Genomic DNA, 15,189 nt, shown 5'->3' on the forward strand with positions numbered 1-15,189 from the left:
AGGGTCCTCAACTATCCGGGCCGCTCGCTGCCCACGATGTTCGCGGTAACCATCGACGCCGCACTCTACGGGATCCTCTTTTATGTGGCCAGACTGAAGTTGCGCACTCACCGGCGACCCGGGTGAACGGGTACGCTTCGGGCGGAACGCAGTCGGTGACGCTGGAGACGGGGATCGATGAGCGCCGATCACATGACGCCCGGCGGGCTCAAGCGCGCGGAACAGGTCGCCGTGGAGATCGAGAAGAGGATCATCGACCTGCGCTGGCCGATCGGCGAGCTGATCGGCTCGGAACAGTCGCTCATCGAGGAGTACAACGTCAGCCGGGGCGTCCTGCGCGAGGCGATCCGGCTGCTCGAACACCACGGCACGGCCCGCATGCGGCGCGGCCCCGGCGGCGGATTGTTCGTCACACCACCCGATCCGCACGGGGTACGACGTTCCGCGGCCCTTTATCTGCGCTACGGGCGGACCGATGTCGCGAGCCTGGCGGCCGCCCGGAAGTCCCTCGAACTCGACTGCCTGGACCTGGTCGGCGCCCGGCTGAACGACCCGGCGGTCTCGACCAGGCTGCGCCGGGCGCTCGAGATCGAGACGGCGTACACGTCGGCCGAGGGCACCGGATCCGCCCGGCACCTGCGTAACTTCCACCTCGAACTGGCCGAGCTCACGGGAAACCCGGCGATCAGCCTGTTCACCGAGATCCTGATGGAATTGCAGGCGGAGTTCACGGCCGAAGCGAACGGCGGCCCGCAGGCCGGCGAGGTGCGGGCGGCGGGCATCGGCGAGAGCCATCACGCGCACCAGGCGATCTACCACGCCCTGGTCAACGGTGATCTCGACGTGGCGAAGAAGCGGATGAGCCGGCACCTGGACGGCATCGCGAGCTACACGGCCGAGCACGGCGCGGCCACCGACGCACATTGAGTTACCCCGCTATGTAGGATTCTGAATTAGCCGCCACGGTCACATGGTTCCCGGAGCAAGCCGGACTCATTGCGTGACCCCGCCACATTCGGTATCCTTTTTACCGAGATCACAGCCGAAATGGAGAGCCGCGATGTCGCACCCAACGAACGATGCGATCCTCGTCGAAAGCGACGGGCCGGTGCGCATCGTGACGCTGAACCGGCCGGACGCCCGGAACGCGATCGTGCAGGACGTCAAGGACGCGTTGCTGAGGATCTGGGACGAGCTGGCCGATGACCTCGACGTCCGGGCGGTCGTGCTGACCGGCGCCGGGTCGGCGTTCTCGGCCGGCGGGGACATCGCCAACTTCCCGAACGTCGCCGCCGACGGCGACTACCGTCGCCGGATCCGGCTGCGGAACGGCCGCAAGATCATCGACTCGCTGACGAACTTCCCGCTGCCGCTGGTGGTCGCCGTCAACGGTCCGGCCGTCGGCCTCGGCTGCAGCATCGCGTCCCTCGGTGACGTCATCTACGCCTCCACCAACGCCTTCTTCGCCGACCCGCACGTGTCCATCGGGCTGGTGGCCGGTGACGGTGGCGCGGCGACCTGGCCGCTGATGATGAGCCTGGCGCGGGCCAAGGAGTACATCCTGACCGGAGACCGCATCCCCGCGGACGAGGCGTACCGCCTCGGCCTGGTCAACCACGTGGTGCCGCCCGAGGAACTCATGTCCAGCGCGCTCGCCATGGCCCACCGGCTCGCCGCGCAGCCCCGCCAGGCGGTCCAGGAGACCAAGCGGGCGCTCAACCTGCACATCCAGCGTGCCGCGTACGCGGTGCTGGACGTCGCGATGACGGCCGAGAGCGAGTCGTTCCTGACCGACGAGCACCAGGCCCGGGTCCAGGCCTTCCTCGACCGTTCGAGCAAGGGGTCCGCGAAAGCATGACCAGCCACGCCACGGCGGCCGAAACGACCGGCGAGCCGCTCGTCAAGTACGAGGTGAACGACGGCGTCGCCTTGATCACGTGGAACCGTCCACACCGGCGCAACGCCTGGACGCCCGCGATGGAGGCCGAGTACTTCGGCCTGCTCCGCACCGCCGCGGCCGACGGTGCGGTCCGGGCCATCGTCGTCACCGGAGCCGGGGGCAACTTCTGCCCGGGCACGGACATGACGGCCCTCTTCGACGCGGCGAACGGCTCCCGGGCCAACAACCCCGAGGACCGGGAGCCGCAGACCCTGGCGATCACGATCCCGAAGCCGATCATCGCGGCGATCGAAGGCGCCTGCGCGGGCACCGGTTTCATCCAGGCCTGCGTCTGCGACATCCGGTTCGCGACGCCCGACGCCAAGATCACCGCCGCGTTCGTGCGGCGGGGCATCATGGCCGAGCACGGCCTCGCCGTCCTCGTGCCGGCGCTGGTGGGCACCGCCAACGCCATGGACATCCTGCTGTCCGGCCGCGTGATCCGGGGCACCGAAGCCGCGCAGATGGGTCTGGTCCGGCTTTCGGAGAACGCGCTCGACGACGCGCTGGCGTACGCGCGCGATCTGGCCGCCAACGCTTCGCCGCAGGCCCTCGCGGTGACCAAGATGCAGATGTACAGCGAACTGCGGGCACCGGTCGAAAAGGCCCGGCTCACCGCGCTGAAGCTGTGGCAGACCTTGCGTGAGCACGACGATTTCAAGGAGGGCGTGCGGAGCTTCCAGGAGCGCCGCCCGCCCCGTTTCGCACCTGTCGGTGAGGCGGAACTCGACCGTCTCGAAAAGCTCTGGACCGGGACCGGTGATCTGTAGTGGGTAATGTCTATCTCCTCGGTGGCCTGCGGACACCGTTCGCGCGCCGTAAGGGCGCACTGGCCGACGCGCACCCCGCCGACCTGCTCGGCACCCTGACCAAGAACACGCTGGCCTCGCTCGGCGTCGCACCCGAAGACGTCGACCAGGTCATCACGGGCTGCGTGACCAAGACCGGCGACCAGGCCAACAGCATCGGGCGCACCGCGTGGCTCACCGCGGGCCTGCCGTCCGAGGTGCCCGGCACGACGGTCGACGCGCGCTGCGGCTCCAGCCAGCAGGCGGCGCACTACGGCGCCGGGCTGATCGCGTCCGGCGCGGTGGACGTGGTGGTCGCCAACGGCATCGAGCACATGACGCGCCATCCCCTCGGCCAGGACGTCGGCGAAGGCATGGGAGACCCGCTTTCCCCGCAGTACCGCGACCTGTACGAGGTCACCTCGCAGGGCGAGTCGGCCGAGCGGATCGCCGACCACTGGAAGCAGGACCGGGTCCGCTGCGACGAGCTCGCGCTCGCTTCGCAGGAACGAGCCCGCGACGCGATCGCGAGCGGCCGCCTCGCGGTCGAGATCGACCCGGTCGGCGAGTTCACGACCGACTCGGGTCCGCGCGAGAGCACCATGGAGACCCTGGGCGGGCTGCGCACCGTCTTCCGGCCCGATGGCGTGCTGACAGCGGGCAACTCGTCGCAGATCACCGACGGCGCGTCCTGCGTCGTGCTGGTCTCCGAGTCCTTCGCCGCCGCACACGGTCTGTCCCCGCTCGCCGAGGTCGAGCACCAGACCCTGGTCGGCGTCGACCCGGTGTGGAAGCTGACGGGACCGATCCCGGCCACCAAGAAGATCCTGGAGCGCGCCGGGCTGCGCCCGTCCGACATCGGGACCGCCGAGGTCAACGAGGCGTTCGCCAGTGTGCTGGGCGCCTGGCTGGAGGAGATCGGCTACCCGCACGAGCGGACGAACGTCAACGGCGGCGCCATCGCACTCGGGCACCCGGTCGGCGCGACCGGCACGCGGCTGCTGCTCACCGCCGCGCACGAACTCCGCCGGGGCGGTCACGAACGGGCCCTGGTCACGATGTGCTGCGGCGGCGGCCTGGGCACCGGGACGATCCTGAAGGCGGTCGCGTGAAGGCCCCGCTGACGCGGGAACGGGACGGTCACACCGAAATCTGGACCCTGGACCTGCCCGACCAGCGCAATCCGATCAGTGGCGACCACATGATCTCGTGCCTCACCTCGGCCGTCGCCGACGTGAACGCCGACACCGGCGTGCGGTGCGTCATCCTCACCGGCGCGGGTAAGGCCTTCTCCGCCGGGGGAAACATCAAGGACATCCGTGAGGGCCGCGGCCACTTCGGCGCGGAACCGTTCCACTGCGCCGAGGGGTACCGCGCGGGGATCCAGCGCCTGCCGCAGGCGTTGCAGTCCTGTGAGGTACCGGTGATCGCGGCGGTCAACGGCCCCGCGGTCGGCGCGGGGTGCGATCTCGCGCTGGCGTGCGATCTGCGGATCGCCTCCACGCGTGCCACCTTCGTGGAGAGCTTCGTCAAGCTCGGCCTCATCCCGGGGGATGGCGGCGCCTGGCTGCTCCCCCGGGTCGTCGGCAACGCCCGCGCGATGGAGATGACCTTCACCGGTGAACCGGTCGACGCGGCCACCGCGCTCGCGTGGGGGCTGGTCTCGCAGGTCGTGGAACCGGAGGACCTGCTCGACGCGGCACGGGCGCTCGCGGCCCGGATCACGGTGAACCCGCCGCTGGCCCTGCGCATGGCGAAGCGCCTGATCCGCGAGGGACAGCACCAGCGCCTGGACGACAACCTGGAGCTTTCGGCCGCGCTGCAGGCGGTCGCCCATCACACCCGCGACCACAAAGAGGCCGTCACGGCGACCGCCGAGCGGCGCTCCGCGGTCTTCACGGCGGAGTGATCGCGGATGGCCGTCAATCTGTTCCCACCACCGGTGTTCGAGGACGAGGTGCTGACCGGCCTGCGCCGGGAGGTGCGTGAGTTCGTCGCGCGACAGATCTCCTCCGGCACGTTCCGCCCGGCGGTCGACAGCTGGATGACCGGGTGGGACCAGGAGTTCACCCACCGGCTCGCGGCACGCGGCTGGCTCGGCATGACCATCCCCGTGGAGTACGGCGGGCATGGCCGGTCGTACCTGGAGCGCTTCGTCGTCACCGAGGAGCTCCTCGCCGCGGGTGCCCCGGTCACCGCGCACTGGTTCGCCGACCGTCAGGTGGCGCCGGGATTGGTGCGTTTCGGGACCGAGGAGCAGCGGCGCGAGCTGCTCCCCCGCATCGCCGCGGGCACCGCCCTGTTCGCGATCGGCATGAGTGAGCCCGACTCCGGGTCCGACCTCGCCGCCGTGCGCACCCGGGCGAACCGCACGGACGGTGGGTGGCGGGTCGAGGGCACCAAGGTCTGGACGTCGAACGCGCACCGCTGCGACTACGCGGTTTGCCTGGTCCGGACCACTCCGCTGGACACCGAGCACCGGCACGCCGGGCTCAGCCAGCTCATCGTCGACCTGCGCGCGGACGGCGTCGAGATCCACCCGATCGTCTCGCTCAACGGTGAGCACCATTTCAACGAGGTGCATTTCGACGGGGTTTTCGTGCCGGACGCGATGGTGCTCGGCGAGGTCGGGAACGGCTGGCGTCAGGTCACGGCCGAGCTCGCCTTCGAACGCAGCGGCCCGGAACGTTTCCTGTCGGTCCAGCCCCTGCTGGAAGAGCTGGTGGCCGCGACGCGCGCCGGTGAGCTGCCCGCGGGCACCGACCTGGGCCGGTTCTTCGCCCGGGTGATCGGGCTGCACCAGATGTCGATCTCCGTGGCCGGCGCGCTGCAGCGGGGCGAGGCCGCCGACGTGGCCGCCGGGGTGGTCAAGCACCTGGGCACGGTCACCGAGGGCGATCTCACCGAACATGCCGCGGCGCTGCTGGGCGACGCGACCTCCCCCGGGCTGCGCGCCGCCGCCGAGCGCTCCCTGCTCGCCCGCCCCGGTTACACGCTGCGCGGTGGTACCAACGAGATCTTGCGCGGGGTCATCGCGCGCGGATTGGGACTGCGATGACGACCCCATCGTCCACTGTGGACACCGATTTCGTCGGGCTGCTGGCCGACATCTTCGGCGACTGGCGGCGTGACCGGAAGGAGCCGTCGGCGTCGGTGAGCCTGGACCGCGCATTGTGGACCACGCTGAGCGAGAGCGACCTGACGCGGCTGACCGCGACGGACGGTGCTGGGGCGACCTGGGTGGAAGCCGCGGAGCTGCTGCGCGCCGCGGCGCGGGTGGCGGCGCCGGTGCCGCTCGCCGAGAACGACCTGCTCGCCCTGTGGCTGTTGGCGCGCGCCGGTCTCGGCGATACCGGGGATGCCGGTGGGATTCGGACGGTCGCGAGTCTCGACCCGTCCGGCCGGGCTCGCGGGGTGCCGTGGGCCGGTTGCGCCGACAGCGTGGTGGCCCTCTGGCAGGACGGAAGCCGCTGGTTGGTGGCCGATGTCCCGGCCGCCATGGTCACTGTTGTGCCTGGTCACGATCTGGCCGGGCAGCCCCGCGACGACGTGCAGGTCGATCTCGCCGCGCTGAGCGGGGTGGCGGTCGAGGAGCCGGTCCGTCGCGAGTATCTGCTGCGTGGTGCCCTGGCCAGGGCGGTTCAGGTGACCGGTGCGCTGGAGCAGGCTGTCGAGTTGTCGATCTCCCACACTTCCCAGCGCCACCAGTTCGGGCGGCCGCTCGCGAAGTTCCAGGCGGTGCAGCAGCTCGTCGCCGACGCCGCGTGCGAGTCCGCCCTCGCCCGCGCCGCGACGGACGCCGCGGTGGCGACGCTGGTGCGCGGCACCGACACGCTCGATGAGCTCGAACTGCGCATCGCGATCGCCCGCTCGGTGACCGGCCACGCGACCTCGGTCGTCGTGCGCAACACACACCAGGTCCACGGCGCGATCGGCACGACGCTCGAACACCCGCTGCACGAGGTCACCGTCCCCGCGCTGGCGTGGCGATCGGAATTCGGCTCCCTCGCCGCCTGGGACCAGCGGCTCACCGACCTGCTCACCAGCACGGGCGGCAGCGCCTGGCAGCTGGGGGTTCCCCTGCCTTAGCGCAGCAGGGGCACCAGACCATCGACATCGTTGAGTGACCGAAGCAGGTCGTTGAGATGCGTGCACGTCGACGTACCAGCGAGCTGCGCGCGCACCCACGGCCGCAGGTCCCCGACCGTTCGGCCGGCGAGGGCGCCCGCGCTGGCCGCGGCGACTGGGCATTCCACCCACGGCAGCACGCGCGGTACCGCTTCGATCGTCTCGATGCGCAGCTCCGCCGGGTCGATCACAGCGTCCAAAGTGTACTCATGGATGACGAGTTCCAGGCCGCCGGAATCGACGTAGCTGTCCCGGAACATCGCATCGACCCGGAAGAAACCGTCCTCGCGGGTCACGTCCATCCGCCTGCGACGGCGAATCGCCCCCACGGGCAGGGTTTCGTACTCGTGCCAGCCGGCCGGATCGGCCGGCGACTCCAAATCCGGCGCAACGGGACCCGTCGGCATCGGGAAGATCCCGGTTTCGCTCAGCTGCACCAGCATCGTGCCGTCTCGCCGGAATCCCGAGCACAGGTCGAGCCGTCCCGCGGCGAAGGCTTCCGCCTGCGTCCGGTCGTGGCGCATGTCGACATGACCGTCGTGCGCGTGCACGGCATAACCACTCACGAGCACCGCGCCCGGCAGGTCGTCGAGCAGCAGGTGCACGATCGCCCGTGCGCCCGCTGCCACGGGAACCGCTTCGACCACCTTCGCGCGGAAACCGGACGCGACCGGAGTGCCGATGAGCCGCTGCACACCGGCCAGCGCGGGATCGGTGTCGATCTCCGCGAGTGCCGCGTTGCGCGGGTAGTCCACCCGGCCGCGCACCCGGCTCACCCCGGCGGTCCGGGCTTCTCCGCCGCCGGCCGGCGTGACCAGATCCCGGCCCCGCGCGTCGACCAGCACCTCACCGCCGGTGCCGTCCGGACGCAGCAGGTCGACCGTCGTCGTGCGCCGCACCGAGCCGGGACGCCGCGCGGGCGTGCCCGACGTCGGGTCGTGTGTGCCGTGCTGGGGATGGACCGGCCGCGAGGCTGAAGTGGTCACCATCTCATGGTCGCCGATATTTCGCGTACCGCAAGCAATTTCAGGGCGTGAGATTGGTCATCGCCGGGTCACGAATTCGGCCGTGCCCTCGACGACCGTGGCGCCGTCGGCATCCGTGAGGGTCAGCTCGACCTCGACCCGCGATTCGCCGCCCTCGTCGAAGACGCGGGTGATCACGCCTCGCGCGGTGACGACGGCGCCGCGGAAAACGACTTTTCGGAACCGGGTGCGGAACCGCCGGACGGAATCCGTGCCGAAATGCGCGGTGCAGTAGGTGGCCAGGTAGCCCGCGTTCAGCATGCCCACCCCGAAGGACGCCGGATACCCCGCGCCGCGGGCGAGTTCGTCGTCGTGATGCATGGGGTTCAGGTCACCGCTCGCACCCTGATAACGAACTATGTCGGTCATCGTGAGAGGCCCGAAATCCCTCGGCGGCAACCGAGTCCCGACCCGCGGATCGGTCATGACACCGCCTCGGGCGTGTTCAGGTAAGCCGACGTGTAGCGGCATTCCGCGCGTAACACGTCATCGTCGCCGCGGAACTCGACCGCGAATCGAACCAGCAGCATCCGGCCGCTTCTCCCGTTTTTTTCTTCCACCCCGTCGAAACGCAGCGACGTCGTGAGCACATCGCCCGCCCGGGGCAACTCGCCGTGGAACAGGTACTCCTGTTCCAGGGAAAGCAGATTACGGACATCGCGGTCAACACCGGCGTCCGCCCAGGCCGCCACCGCCTCGGGCAGGTCGAACACGTCGCCCAGGGTCTCCCAGAAGACGACGGTGGCCAGGAACGTCGGCGGGATCGGCGCCTTTGGATCGTCCAGGTATTCGGCGCGGTCGTTGGCCGTGGCGACCGCGTACTCGCGGATCTTTCCCCATTCGACCGGCATCACGGCCATGGCGACTACCCTTCGATCGACTCAATCAGCACAATACGTTATATGATTTCCGCATGAGCGAGAAGATGCACGAGACCGGCCTGGACCCGTTGCGGGTCCTGCGGATCAAGACCGGCTGCGCCGACCTGATCGCTCGTTACGCGTTGGCGGTGAACCGCTGGGATCTCGACGAGTTCGTGTCCCTGTGGACGCCCGACGCCGTCTGGCAACGGCCCGGCAACGCCCCGCTGGAGGGCCAGGACGCCATCCGCGGGTTCATGGCCGCGCTGTCCACCGAGCGGGTGCTGCGCCACGTGAACGGCGCGAACCTGGTCACCGTGACGGGCGAGCACGAGGCCCGGTCGTGGTCGCAGACCACGGTTTATGCCACGGCCGGCTCGTGGTCGCTTCCCGCCCCGTTCAGCGGACCCGACATGGTGGTCGAGTACGAGGACCGGATCGTGGTCGACGGCGACCGGTTCCGCTTCGCCCGCCGCGACACCACCGTCGTCTTCAGCGCGCCCCAATCGACCCGCGCGCAGTGAGTCACTGACCGGCGCCGTTGGGGGCGACCAGGATCTTCAGGGCGTCGCCGGCGGCGTGCAGCCGCAAGGCCGCCGCCACGTCCTCCAGCGGCACGATGGTCGTGATGAGCGAGTCCAGATCGAGGCGGCCCAGCACGTTCAGGGCGCGCCGCGCCGTGTGGGACGTCGTGTAGGAGCCGGTCAGCGTGAGCTCCCGGTTGTACAGGTCGAACGGCCGGACCGGGATCGTGGCATCCTCGCGGGTGACCCCGGCGACGACCAGGCGGCCACGCGGGGCCAGCACACCCACGGCATCGCCGATCGCCGCGGCCGAGCCGGAGAAGTCGACGACCACGTCGAACGGCGAAACGCCGGCCGAGCTCATCGCCTCACGCAGCGTCGCGCCGCTGACGTCGAGCACCTGGTCGGCGAAGCGCGCCGCCGTGACCTGCTTGCTGGGGACCAGTTCGCTGACCGCCACGAACCCGGCTCCCAGCAGCCGCGCGATCTGCACGGCCAGCAGCCCGAGCGGCCCGGCTCCCAGCACCAAGACCGCTTCACCGGCCTGGATACGCGACTGTTCGACGGCGTGCAGCACGGTCGCCACCGGTTCGAGCAGGGCGCCGTGGCCCAGGCTCACCGACTCGGGTAACCGGAACAGCTGCCCGGGCCGGTAGCGGGCCCGGCGGGCGAACCCGGCCGCGCCGACGTGGCGGCGCTGGCAGAACTGCGGCTGGCCGAGCTGGCAGTAGTCGCACGCCCCGCATTCGGCGAACAGGTTGGCCGCGACCCGGTCCCCCACGGCGAGATCCGTGACCCGCGAACCGACCGCGGCGACCACCCCGGAGACCTCGTGGCCCAGCACGCGGGGCGGGGCGCCGGCGGCCAGCCTGCCGCTGACGATGTGCGCGTCGGATCCGCAGAACCCGCAGTAGGCCACGTCGACCAGGACGGAGTCCTCGTCGATCGCCGGCTCCGGCCAGTCGGGTTCCGCGGCGAATACGCCCTCGCCTCGCCAGACTCCGGCGAGCATCAGTTCTTCACGACGGAAGCGGGCAATTCGAGGCCCTGCTTGGCCAGCGCCGCCTTGACGTCGCCCAGCATGGTCTGGGCGTCGGAGTACCCGGTCATCTCATCGTTGTCGTCGAAGTAGATGAACGCGCCCTGGGTGATGAAAAGGGCCCGCATGTCCTCGTCGACGTGCAGGGTGTGGTTGGTACCCGGCGGTTCGTACACATAGGAGTTGGCCTCGGCGAACCAGTCGTACTCGAGGTAGTGCCACTTGCCCTTCATCGTGTACGCGTGCACCGGGCCGGTGTGGTGATGCTTCTGCAGCTGGGTGCCCGCCTGGTAGTCGATGATGTTGACGAACGTGTTGGTGGCCAGCGAAACCGCGATCAGCTGCATGCGGACGACGCCCCACGGGCGCTCGAGAACGGCCCACGGGATGTCCTCGAGCGAAGTATGTTCGGTCGCACCGAGGTCCGGCGGCAACATCATCGGCATGACACGAACTCCCAACCAGCGTGGTCCACTATAAGGGATACTTTTCTCCGCTTCACCGGTGGTGTCAAGCGAAGCGCCCTGCGGTCAGTTCACTTCGGCGGTGATCTGCCGGCTCACGAATTTCCAGCCGTCGGCGGTCCGGCGGAATCGGTCGTCGTAGCGACCGGTCCTGGCGACTCTGTGCCCATTCGTGTCCTTTTCCGGGGCCAGCAACACGAAATACGACTGGGCACTGGCCGTTCCCGCCGGCACGTCGACCTCGACCCACAGAGTCGTGTTCACGTGCCGCGTGCCCGCACCCGGTCCCTGGATCCCTTCCTCGCGCCGCTGCAAAACCCCGGCCCGCAAGGCGTCCTGCCCACTCAACAGCGGCCGGCCGGAGCCACCCCACGAGGCGTCCTCGCACCAATGGGACAGGTACTCGTCGATGTCACCGTCGTCGGCCAGATGCGCGACGCGGGCGATGAGGTTACGGATTTCGGCCTCGTCCAGCAGGCGGCGCAACGATGTCATGTCTTGCTCTCGCAGTTCCATCCCGGTGCTCCTCAGTCCATTGTGCCGTCGCCCAGCTGACATTCGTCGCCGCGATGGGTATAGTTCGTGCCGCACGGAGGCGTAATTCAGTATACCGAAACCGGTGGTCAATGACGATCGAAACGACTGATCACGAGGACACCTTCGCAGCCGGCCTGCTGCAGGCCGACACCCTCAGCGAACTCTTCCTGCTGAGGGCGGAGCGATCCGCCGACGAGGTCGGCCTGATCGACGAACGAGGCCGCGCGGTGACATTCGCGCAACTGCGGGAACATACGGCACGGATGGCCGCCGCGCTCACCGCGCGCGGTATCGGCAAAGGCAGCCGGGTGGCGTGGCAGTTGCCGACCCAGCTCAACGCCGTCGTAGTGTGCCTCGCACTGTCGCGGCTCGGCGCGATCCAGGCGCCGATCATCGCGCAGTACCGCCAGCGCGAGCTGGACGCGTCCATCGCCGACTCACAGGCGACTTTCCTGCTGGTGCCCGGCGTGTGGCGCGGTGTCGACCATGTCGAGATGGGGCGCGCGGTCCCGACCGCGCCCGAGGTCATCGTGATCGATGACGCCTTCGCCGAAAGCGCGCCCGCCCTCCCCGAGCCGCCCCGGCCCGGCGGTGACGGCACCGAGGTGGCCTGGGTGTTCTTCACCTCCGGCTCCAGCGGTACCCCGAAGGGGGTCCTGCACAGCGACCGGACGCTGCTGGTTTCGGCGCGCGCCATGGTGATTCGCGGCCGGGCCGGCGAGGACGCCGACGAAGTGGTCGCGATGCCGTTTCCGATCGCGCACATCGGCGGGCCGCTGCAGCTGATGTCGGTGCTGATGCACGGCCGCAAGATCGTGCTGTTCGAGGCCTTCGCACTGCCGGGGAGCCTCGACGCGCTGCGGACCCACGCCGTCACCATGTTCGGTGGCGGCCCCGCGTTCTACCAGGCGCTGCTCGCCGAACAGCGCCGGCGGCCGGGGGAAATCCTGCTGCCCGCGCTGCGCAAGCTCACCGGCGGCGGCGCGCCCTGCCCGCCGAACCTCTTCGCCGAGGTGCGCGACGAGCTGAGCGCGAAACTCATGCACAGCTACGGAATGACCGAATGCCCCATGGTGTGCGTGTCCTCGCCGTCGGACACCGACGAGCAGCTGACGAACACCGAAGGGCGGCCGGTGCCCGGGCTCGAGGTCCGCATCTGGGCCGATGACGCGATCGCGCCGGCCGGGGTACCCGGCGAAGTGCAGGTGCGCGGGGCCCAGACCTGTCTGGGCTACGCGAACGAAGAGCACAACGCGACCGCGTTCACCGCCGACGGCTGGTTCCACACCGGCGACCGCGCGCACATGCGTGCCGACGGGTACGTCGAGGTGACCGGGCGGATCAAGGACCTGATCATCCGCAAGGGCGAGAAGATCGCGCCCCAGGAGCTCGAGCAGCTGCTCGCGGCCCATCCGGCGGTCGCGGAGGTGGCCGTCGTGGGACTGCCCGATCGCGAACGCGGCGAACGCGTGTGCGCCGTGATCGTGCCCCGCGACGACGCCGCCCCGCCGGCGCTGCCGGACCTGACCGACCATCTGCTGCGCGCCGAGGTGATGCGGCAGAAGTTGCCCGAGCAGCTGGAGATCGTCGCCGAACTGCCCCGGCGGGGCCTCAGCAAGGTGGACAAGGTGCGGCTCCGCGAGCAATACACGCGGTGACGGCGGTTCGCCGGGAACCGGGTCAGAGCGCGAGATAGCCGCCGTCGACCGTCAGCACGGTTCCGTTGACGAAGCTCGCCGCGGCGGAAGCGAGGAACATCGCCGCGTCGGCGATCTCGTCCGGCTTCCCCCACCGCCCGGCGGGCGTGCGGTCGAGGATCCGCGAGTTGCGGGTGGCGTCGGCACGGAGGTTCTCGGTCATGGGCGTCTCGATGAAACCCGGCGCGATGGCGTTGACCCGCACCTCGGGGGCCCAGGCGGCGGCCAGGCTCTTGGTCAGCTGGACGACGCCGCCCTTCGACGCGGCGTACGCCGGACCCGTTGCGCTGCCACGGAAACTCATCACCGACGCGAGGTTGATGACCGAGCCCCGCGCGGCCTGGAGTAACGGATACGCGGCATAACTGGTGCGGGCGGTCCCGACCAGGTTCACCTCGATCGTGCGCACGAACCCGTCGATTTCGAAGTCCTTGGGCCCGGCGGGGACGCCGGCGGCGTTCACCAGGACGTCGAGCCCGCCGAGGCCGGCCATCAACTCGCCGACGCCGTCGTCGCTGCGGACGTCGAGCAGCCGGAGATCGACCTTCGCCAGCCGGGGATCGACCCGGGCCTGCTCGAGTTCCGCCTCGGTCGCGGCCGTGGCGAGCACGGTCGTGTCCGGTGCGCCGGCGAACGCCTGCGCGATCGCGCCGCCGATGCCACCGGACCCGCCGACCACCAGAACGGTCCGGACCTCCTGCCGTAACTCGATCATCGCATTGATCCTCTCGACACATACAGGATACTATTTACCGGTTGAGCTTAGCGCGCGGAACGACCGCCGTCAGCCGGGCCCGGCCAGGCGAAGGAGTCATCGATGACCGACGAATCGTCGCGAAACACCCTGTCTGCCAGCGACACCTCACCTGGTGGTGGCAGACAGCCGGTGCGCGCGGTGATCTCCGCGTTCCTCGGGTCGGCCATCGAGTTCTACGACTTCCTGCTCTACGCGCAGACGGCCGCACTCGTATTCGGGCCGGTCTTTTTCAAGAACATGTCGCCCGCGACCGCGACGATCGCCGCGTTCGGGACCTTCGCCGTCGGCTATCTCGCCCGCCCGGTCGGCGGGCTCGTCTTCGGGCATTTCGGCGACCGGCTGGGCCGCAAGAAGATGCTCGTCATCACGATGATGCTGATGGGACTCGCCTCGGCGGCGATCGGCCTGGTCCCGCCGCCGTCGGTGCTCGGTTCCTGGAGCGTGGTCCTCCTGGTGCTGTTCCGGGTGCTGCAGGGGATCGCGGTCGGTGGCGAGTGGGGCGGCGCGGCCATCCTCGCCTACGAGCATTCCACGACGAAACGCCGCGGCTTCGCCGCGTCGTTCACCCAGGCGGGCGCGCCCACCGGCGTCGCGCTCGGCTCGCTCATGCTCGGTCTGTTCGCCACACTCCCCCAGGCGGATTTCCTTTCCTGGGGCTGGCGAATCCCGTTCCTGCTCTCGGTCGTGCTGCTCGTCATCGGCCTGTGGGTGCGCAGCGGCGTGAACGAGTCGCCCGAGTTCGTCGACGCGGAACAGCGCGAAGAGGCGGGTGCCGGAACGCGGACCGGGCCGCTCGCCGTCCTGCTCCGCCGGCCGAAGCCGGTCCTGGTGTCGATCGGCGCGTTGTTCGGCAACTTCGTGCTGGCCGGCATGATGGAGACGTTCGCGTTGAACTACGCGGTCGCTTCCGGCTTCCCGAAGAGCGGCGCGTTGCTGGCCTGGTCGGCGTCGTCGATCTTCCAGATCTTCGTCGCGGTCGGGATGGGCTACCTGTCGGACATCGTGGGCCGCGGCCGGCTGATGACGTTCGGGTACATCGCGTTCGCCGTGGCGATCTATCCGTTCTTCCTCGCCCTCTCCTCGCACAACTGGACGCTGCTGATCGTCGCGCTGTTCCTGAACAAGACCATCCACGCCACGGTCTACGGGCCGCTGGCCGCGTTCGTCGCGGACCGCTTCGACGTCGGCACGCGCTACACCGGATCGTCGGCGGGTTACCAGCTGGCTTCGTTGCTGGGGTCGGGGCTCGCTCCGCTCGGGTTCACCGCCCTTTACGCGGTCTCGGGGAGCAATATCGTTACGGTGGCTGGAGTTGCCGCGATCGCGTGCCTGTTCAGCGCGGTCGTCGTCGTGTTCGCCGGTCGCCGGCGCGCCGGCAAGGCGGTTTTCGCACCCGAGCTGGCCGCCGTCGAGACGGATCGGCAGTGACGA

At 69.7% G+C, this 15,189-nt stretch carries 17 protein-coding genes; 10 read left to right on the plus strand and 7 right to left on the minus strand.

Annotated features, from left to right (window positions below; genetic code table 11):
* The first annotated feature begins 177 nt into the window (after nucleotides 1–177).
* The 7 genes from LOZ83_RS18195 to LOZ83_RS18225 all read left to right on the plus strand — a co-directional run bounded on the left by LOZ83_RS18195 (nucleotide 178) and on the right by LOZ83_RS18225 (nucleotide 6,816).
* The gene (locus LOZ83_RS18195) at nucleotides 178–927 is read left to right on the plus strand and encodes a FadR/GntR family transcriptional regulator (protein ID WP_236791975.1); all 750 of its coding nucleotides are present in this window, start codon (nucleotides 178–180) and stop codon (nucleotides 925–927) included.
* A 133-nt stretch (nucleotides 928–1,060) separates the two neighbouring features.
* The gene (locus tag LOZ83_RS18200; protein WP_236791976.1) at nucleotides 1,061–1,858 is read left to right on the plus strand and encodes an enoyl-CoA hydratase/isomerase family protein; all 798 of its coding nucleotides are present in this window, start codon (nucleotides 1,061–1,063) and stop codon (nucleotides 1,856–1,858) included.
* Nucleotides 1,855–2,709 (plus strand): enoyl-CoA hydratase-related protein, encoded by an 855-nt coding sequence (locus LOZ83_RS18205; protein ID WP_236791977.1) that lies wholly within the window; start codon nucleotides 1,855–1,857, stop codon nucleotides 2,707–2,709. Before LOZ83_RS18200 ends, LOZ83_RS18205 begins: the two co-directional genes overlap by 4 nt.
* Nucleotides 2,709–3,839 (plus strand): thiolase family protein, encoded by a 1,131-nt coding sequence (locus LOZ83_RS18210; RefSeq protein ID WP_236791978.1) that lies wholly within the window; start codon nucleotides 2,709–2,711, stop codon nucleotides 3,837–3,839. The genes LOZ83_RS18205 and LOZ83_RS18210 overlap by 1 nt, the downstream gene beginning before the upstream one ends.
* Nucleotides 3,836–4,636 (plus strand): crotonase/enoyl-CoA hydratase family protein, encoded by an 801-nt coding sequence (locus tag LOZ83_RS18215; protein WP_236791980.1) that lies wholly within the window; start codon nucleotides 3,836–3,838, stop codon nucleotides 4,634–4,636. Before LOZ83_RS18210 ends, LOZ83_RS18215 begins: the two co-directional genes overlap by 4 nt.
* Nucleotides 4,637–4,642: 6 nt before the next feature.
* The gene (locus LOZ83_RS18220) at nucleotides 4,643–5,785 is read left to right on the plus strand and encodes an acyl-CoA dehydrogenase family protein (protein ID WP_236791981.1); all 1,143 of its coding nucleotides are present in this window, start codon (nucleotides 4,643–4,645) and stop codon (nucleotides 5,783–5,785) included.
* Entirely contained in the window at nucleotides 5,782–6,816 is a 1,035-nt protein-coding gene (locus tag LOZ83_RS18225) for an acyl-CoA dehydrogenase family protein (protein WP_236791983.1), read from the plus strand. Before LOZ83_RS18220 ends, LOZ83_RS18225 begins: the two co-directional genes overlap by 4 nt.
* Here the strand turns inward: LOZ83_RS18225 and LOZ83_RS40425 are convergent.
* The 3 genes from LOZ83_RS40425 to LOZ83_RS18240 are packed head-to-tail and all read right to left on the minus strand — an operon-like array spanning nucleotide 6,813 to nucleotide 8,740.
* Nucleotides 6,813–7,841, minus strand: coding sequence for a DUF2889 domain-containing protein (locus LOZ83_RS40425; RefSeq protein WP_236791984.1), 1,029 nt, complete (start codon nucleotides 7,839–7,841; stop codon nucleotides 6,813–6,815). The two genes, LOZ83_RS18225 and LOZ83_RS40425, sit on opposite strands and share 4 nt — an antisense overlap.
* A gap of 57 nt (nucleotides 7,842–7,898) precedes the next feature.
* A complete protein-coding gene (locus LOZ83_RS18235; RefSeq protein ID WP_236791985.1) occupies nucleotides 7,899–8,249 on the minus strand; it encodes a MaoC/PaaZ C-terminal domain-containing protein in 351 nt (116 codons plus the stop codon).
* A 53-nt stretch (nucleotides 8,250–8,302) separates the two neighbouring features.
* Nucleotides 8,303–8,740, minus strand: coding sequence for a MaoC family dehydratase N-terminal domain-containing protein (locus LOZ83_RS18240; protein ID WP_236791986.1), 438 nt, complete (start codon nucleotides 8,738–8,740; stop codon nucleotides 8,303–8,305).
* 53 nt (nucleotides 8,741–8,793) lie between these two features.
* Here LOZ83_RS18240 and LOZ83_RS18245 point away from each other — a divergent pair, with 53 nt between their 5' ends.
* The gene (locus tag LOZ83_RS18245) at nucleotides 8,794–9,264 is read left to right on the plus strand and encodes a nuclear transport factor 2 family protein (RefSeq protein WP_236791987.1); all 471 of its coding nucleotides are present in this window, start codon (nucleotides 8,794–8,796) and stop codon (nucleotides 9,262–9,264) included.
* Between the two features lies 1 nt (nucleotide 9,265).
* Here LOZ83_RS18245 and LOZ83_RS18250 read toward each other — a convergent pair whose 3' ends face one another.
* From LOZ83_RS18250 to LOZ83_RS18260, 3 genes are all read right to left on the minus strand, one after another.
* Nucleotides 9,266–10,276, minus strand: a complete 1,011-nt coding sequence (locus LOZ83_RS18250; protein ID WP_236791988.1) for a zinc-binding dehydrogenase — start codon at nucleotides 10,274–10,276, stop codon at nucleotides 9,266–9,268.
* Nucleotides 10,276–10,749: a 2,4'-dihydroxyacetophenone dioxygenase family protein gene (locus LOZ83_RS18255; protein WP_236791989.1), complete on the minus strand. Its 474-nt coding sequence runs from the start codon at nucleotides 10,747–10,749 to the stop codon at nucleotides 10,276–10,278. The genes LOZ83_RS18250 and LOZ83_RS18255 overlap by 1 nt, the downstream gene beginning before the upstream one ends.
* A gap of 84 nt (nucleotides 10,750–10,833) precedes the next feature.
* Nucleotides 10,834–11,283 carry a nuclear transport factor 2 family protein gene (locus LOZ83_RS18260; protein ID WP_236791990.1) on the minus strand — a complete coding sequence of 150 codons (450 nt, stop codon included), beginning with the start codon at nucleotides 11,281–11,283 and terminating at the stop codon, nucleotides 10,834–10,836.
* A gap of 110 nt (nucleotides 11,284–11,393) precedes the next feature.
* On the opposite strand from LOZ83_RS18260, the gene LOZ83_RS18265 reads away from it, so the two are divergent.
* Nucleotides 11,394–12,962, plus strand: coding sequence for a class I adenylate-forming enzyme family protein (locus LOZ83_RS18265; RefSeq protein WP_236791992.1), 1,569 nt, complete (start codon nucleotides 11,394–11,396; stop codon nucleotides 12,960–12,962).
* A gap of 22 nt (nucleotides 12,963–12,984) precedes the next feature.
* Here the strand turns inward: LOZ83_RS18265 and LOZ83_RS18270 are convergent, their stop codons facing one another.
* A complete protein-coding gene (locus LOZ83_RS18270; protein ID WP_236791993.1) occupies nucleotides 12,985–13,716 on the minus strand; it encodes an SDR family NAD(P)-dependent oxidoreductase in 732 nt (243 codons plus the stop codon).
* 102 nt (nucleotides 13,717–13,818) lie between these two features.
* Between LOZ83_RS18270 and LOZ83_RS18275 the strand changes: the two genes are divergently transcribed.
* A complete protein-coding gene (locus LOZ83_RS18275) occupies nucleotides 13,819–15,186 on the plus strand; it encodes an MFS transporter (protein WP_236791994.1) in 1,368 nt (455 codons plus the stop codon).
* Nucleotides 15,187–15,189: the final 3 nt, after the last annotated feature.

This window comes from Amycolatopsis sp. GM8, from assembly GCF_021653975.1.
In the GTDB taxonomy this organism is placed as follows: domain Bacteria; phylum Actinomycetota; class Actinomycetes; order Mycobacteriales; family Pseudonocardiaceae; genus Amycolatopsis_E.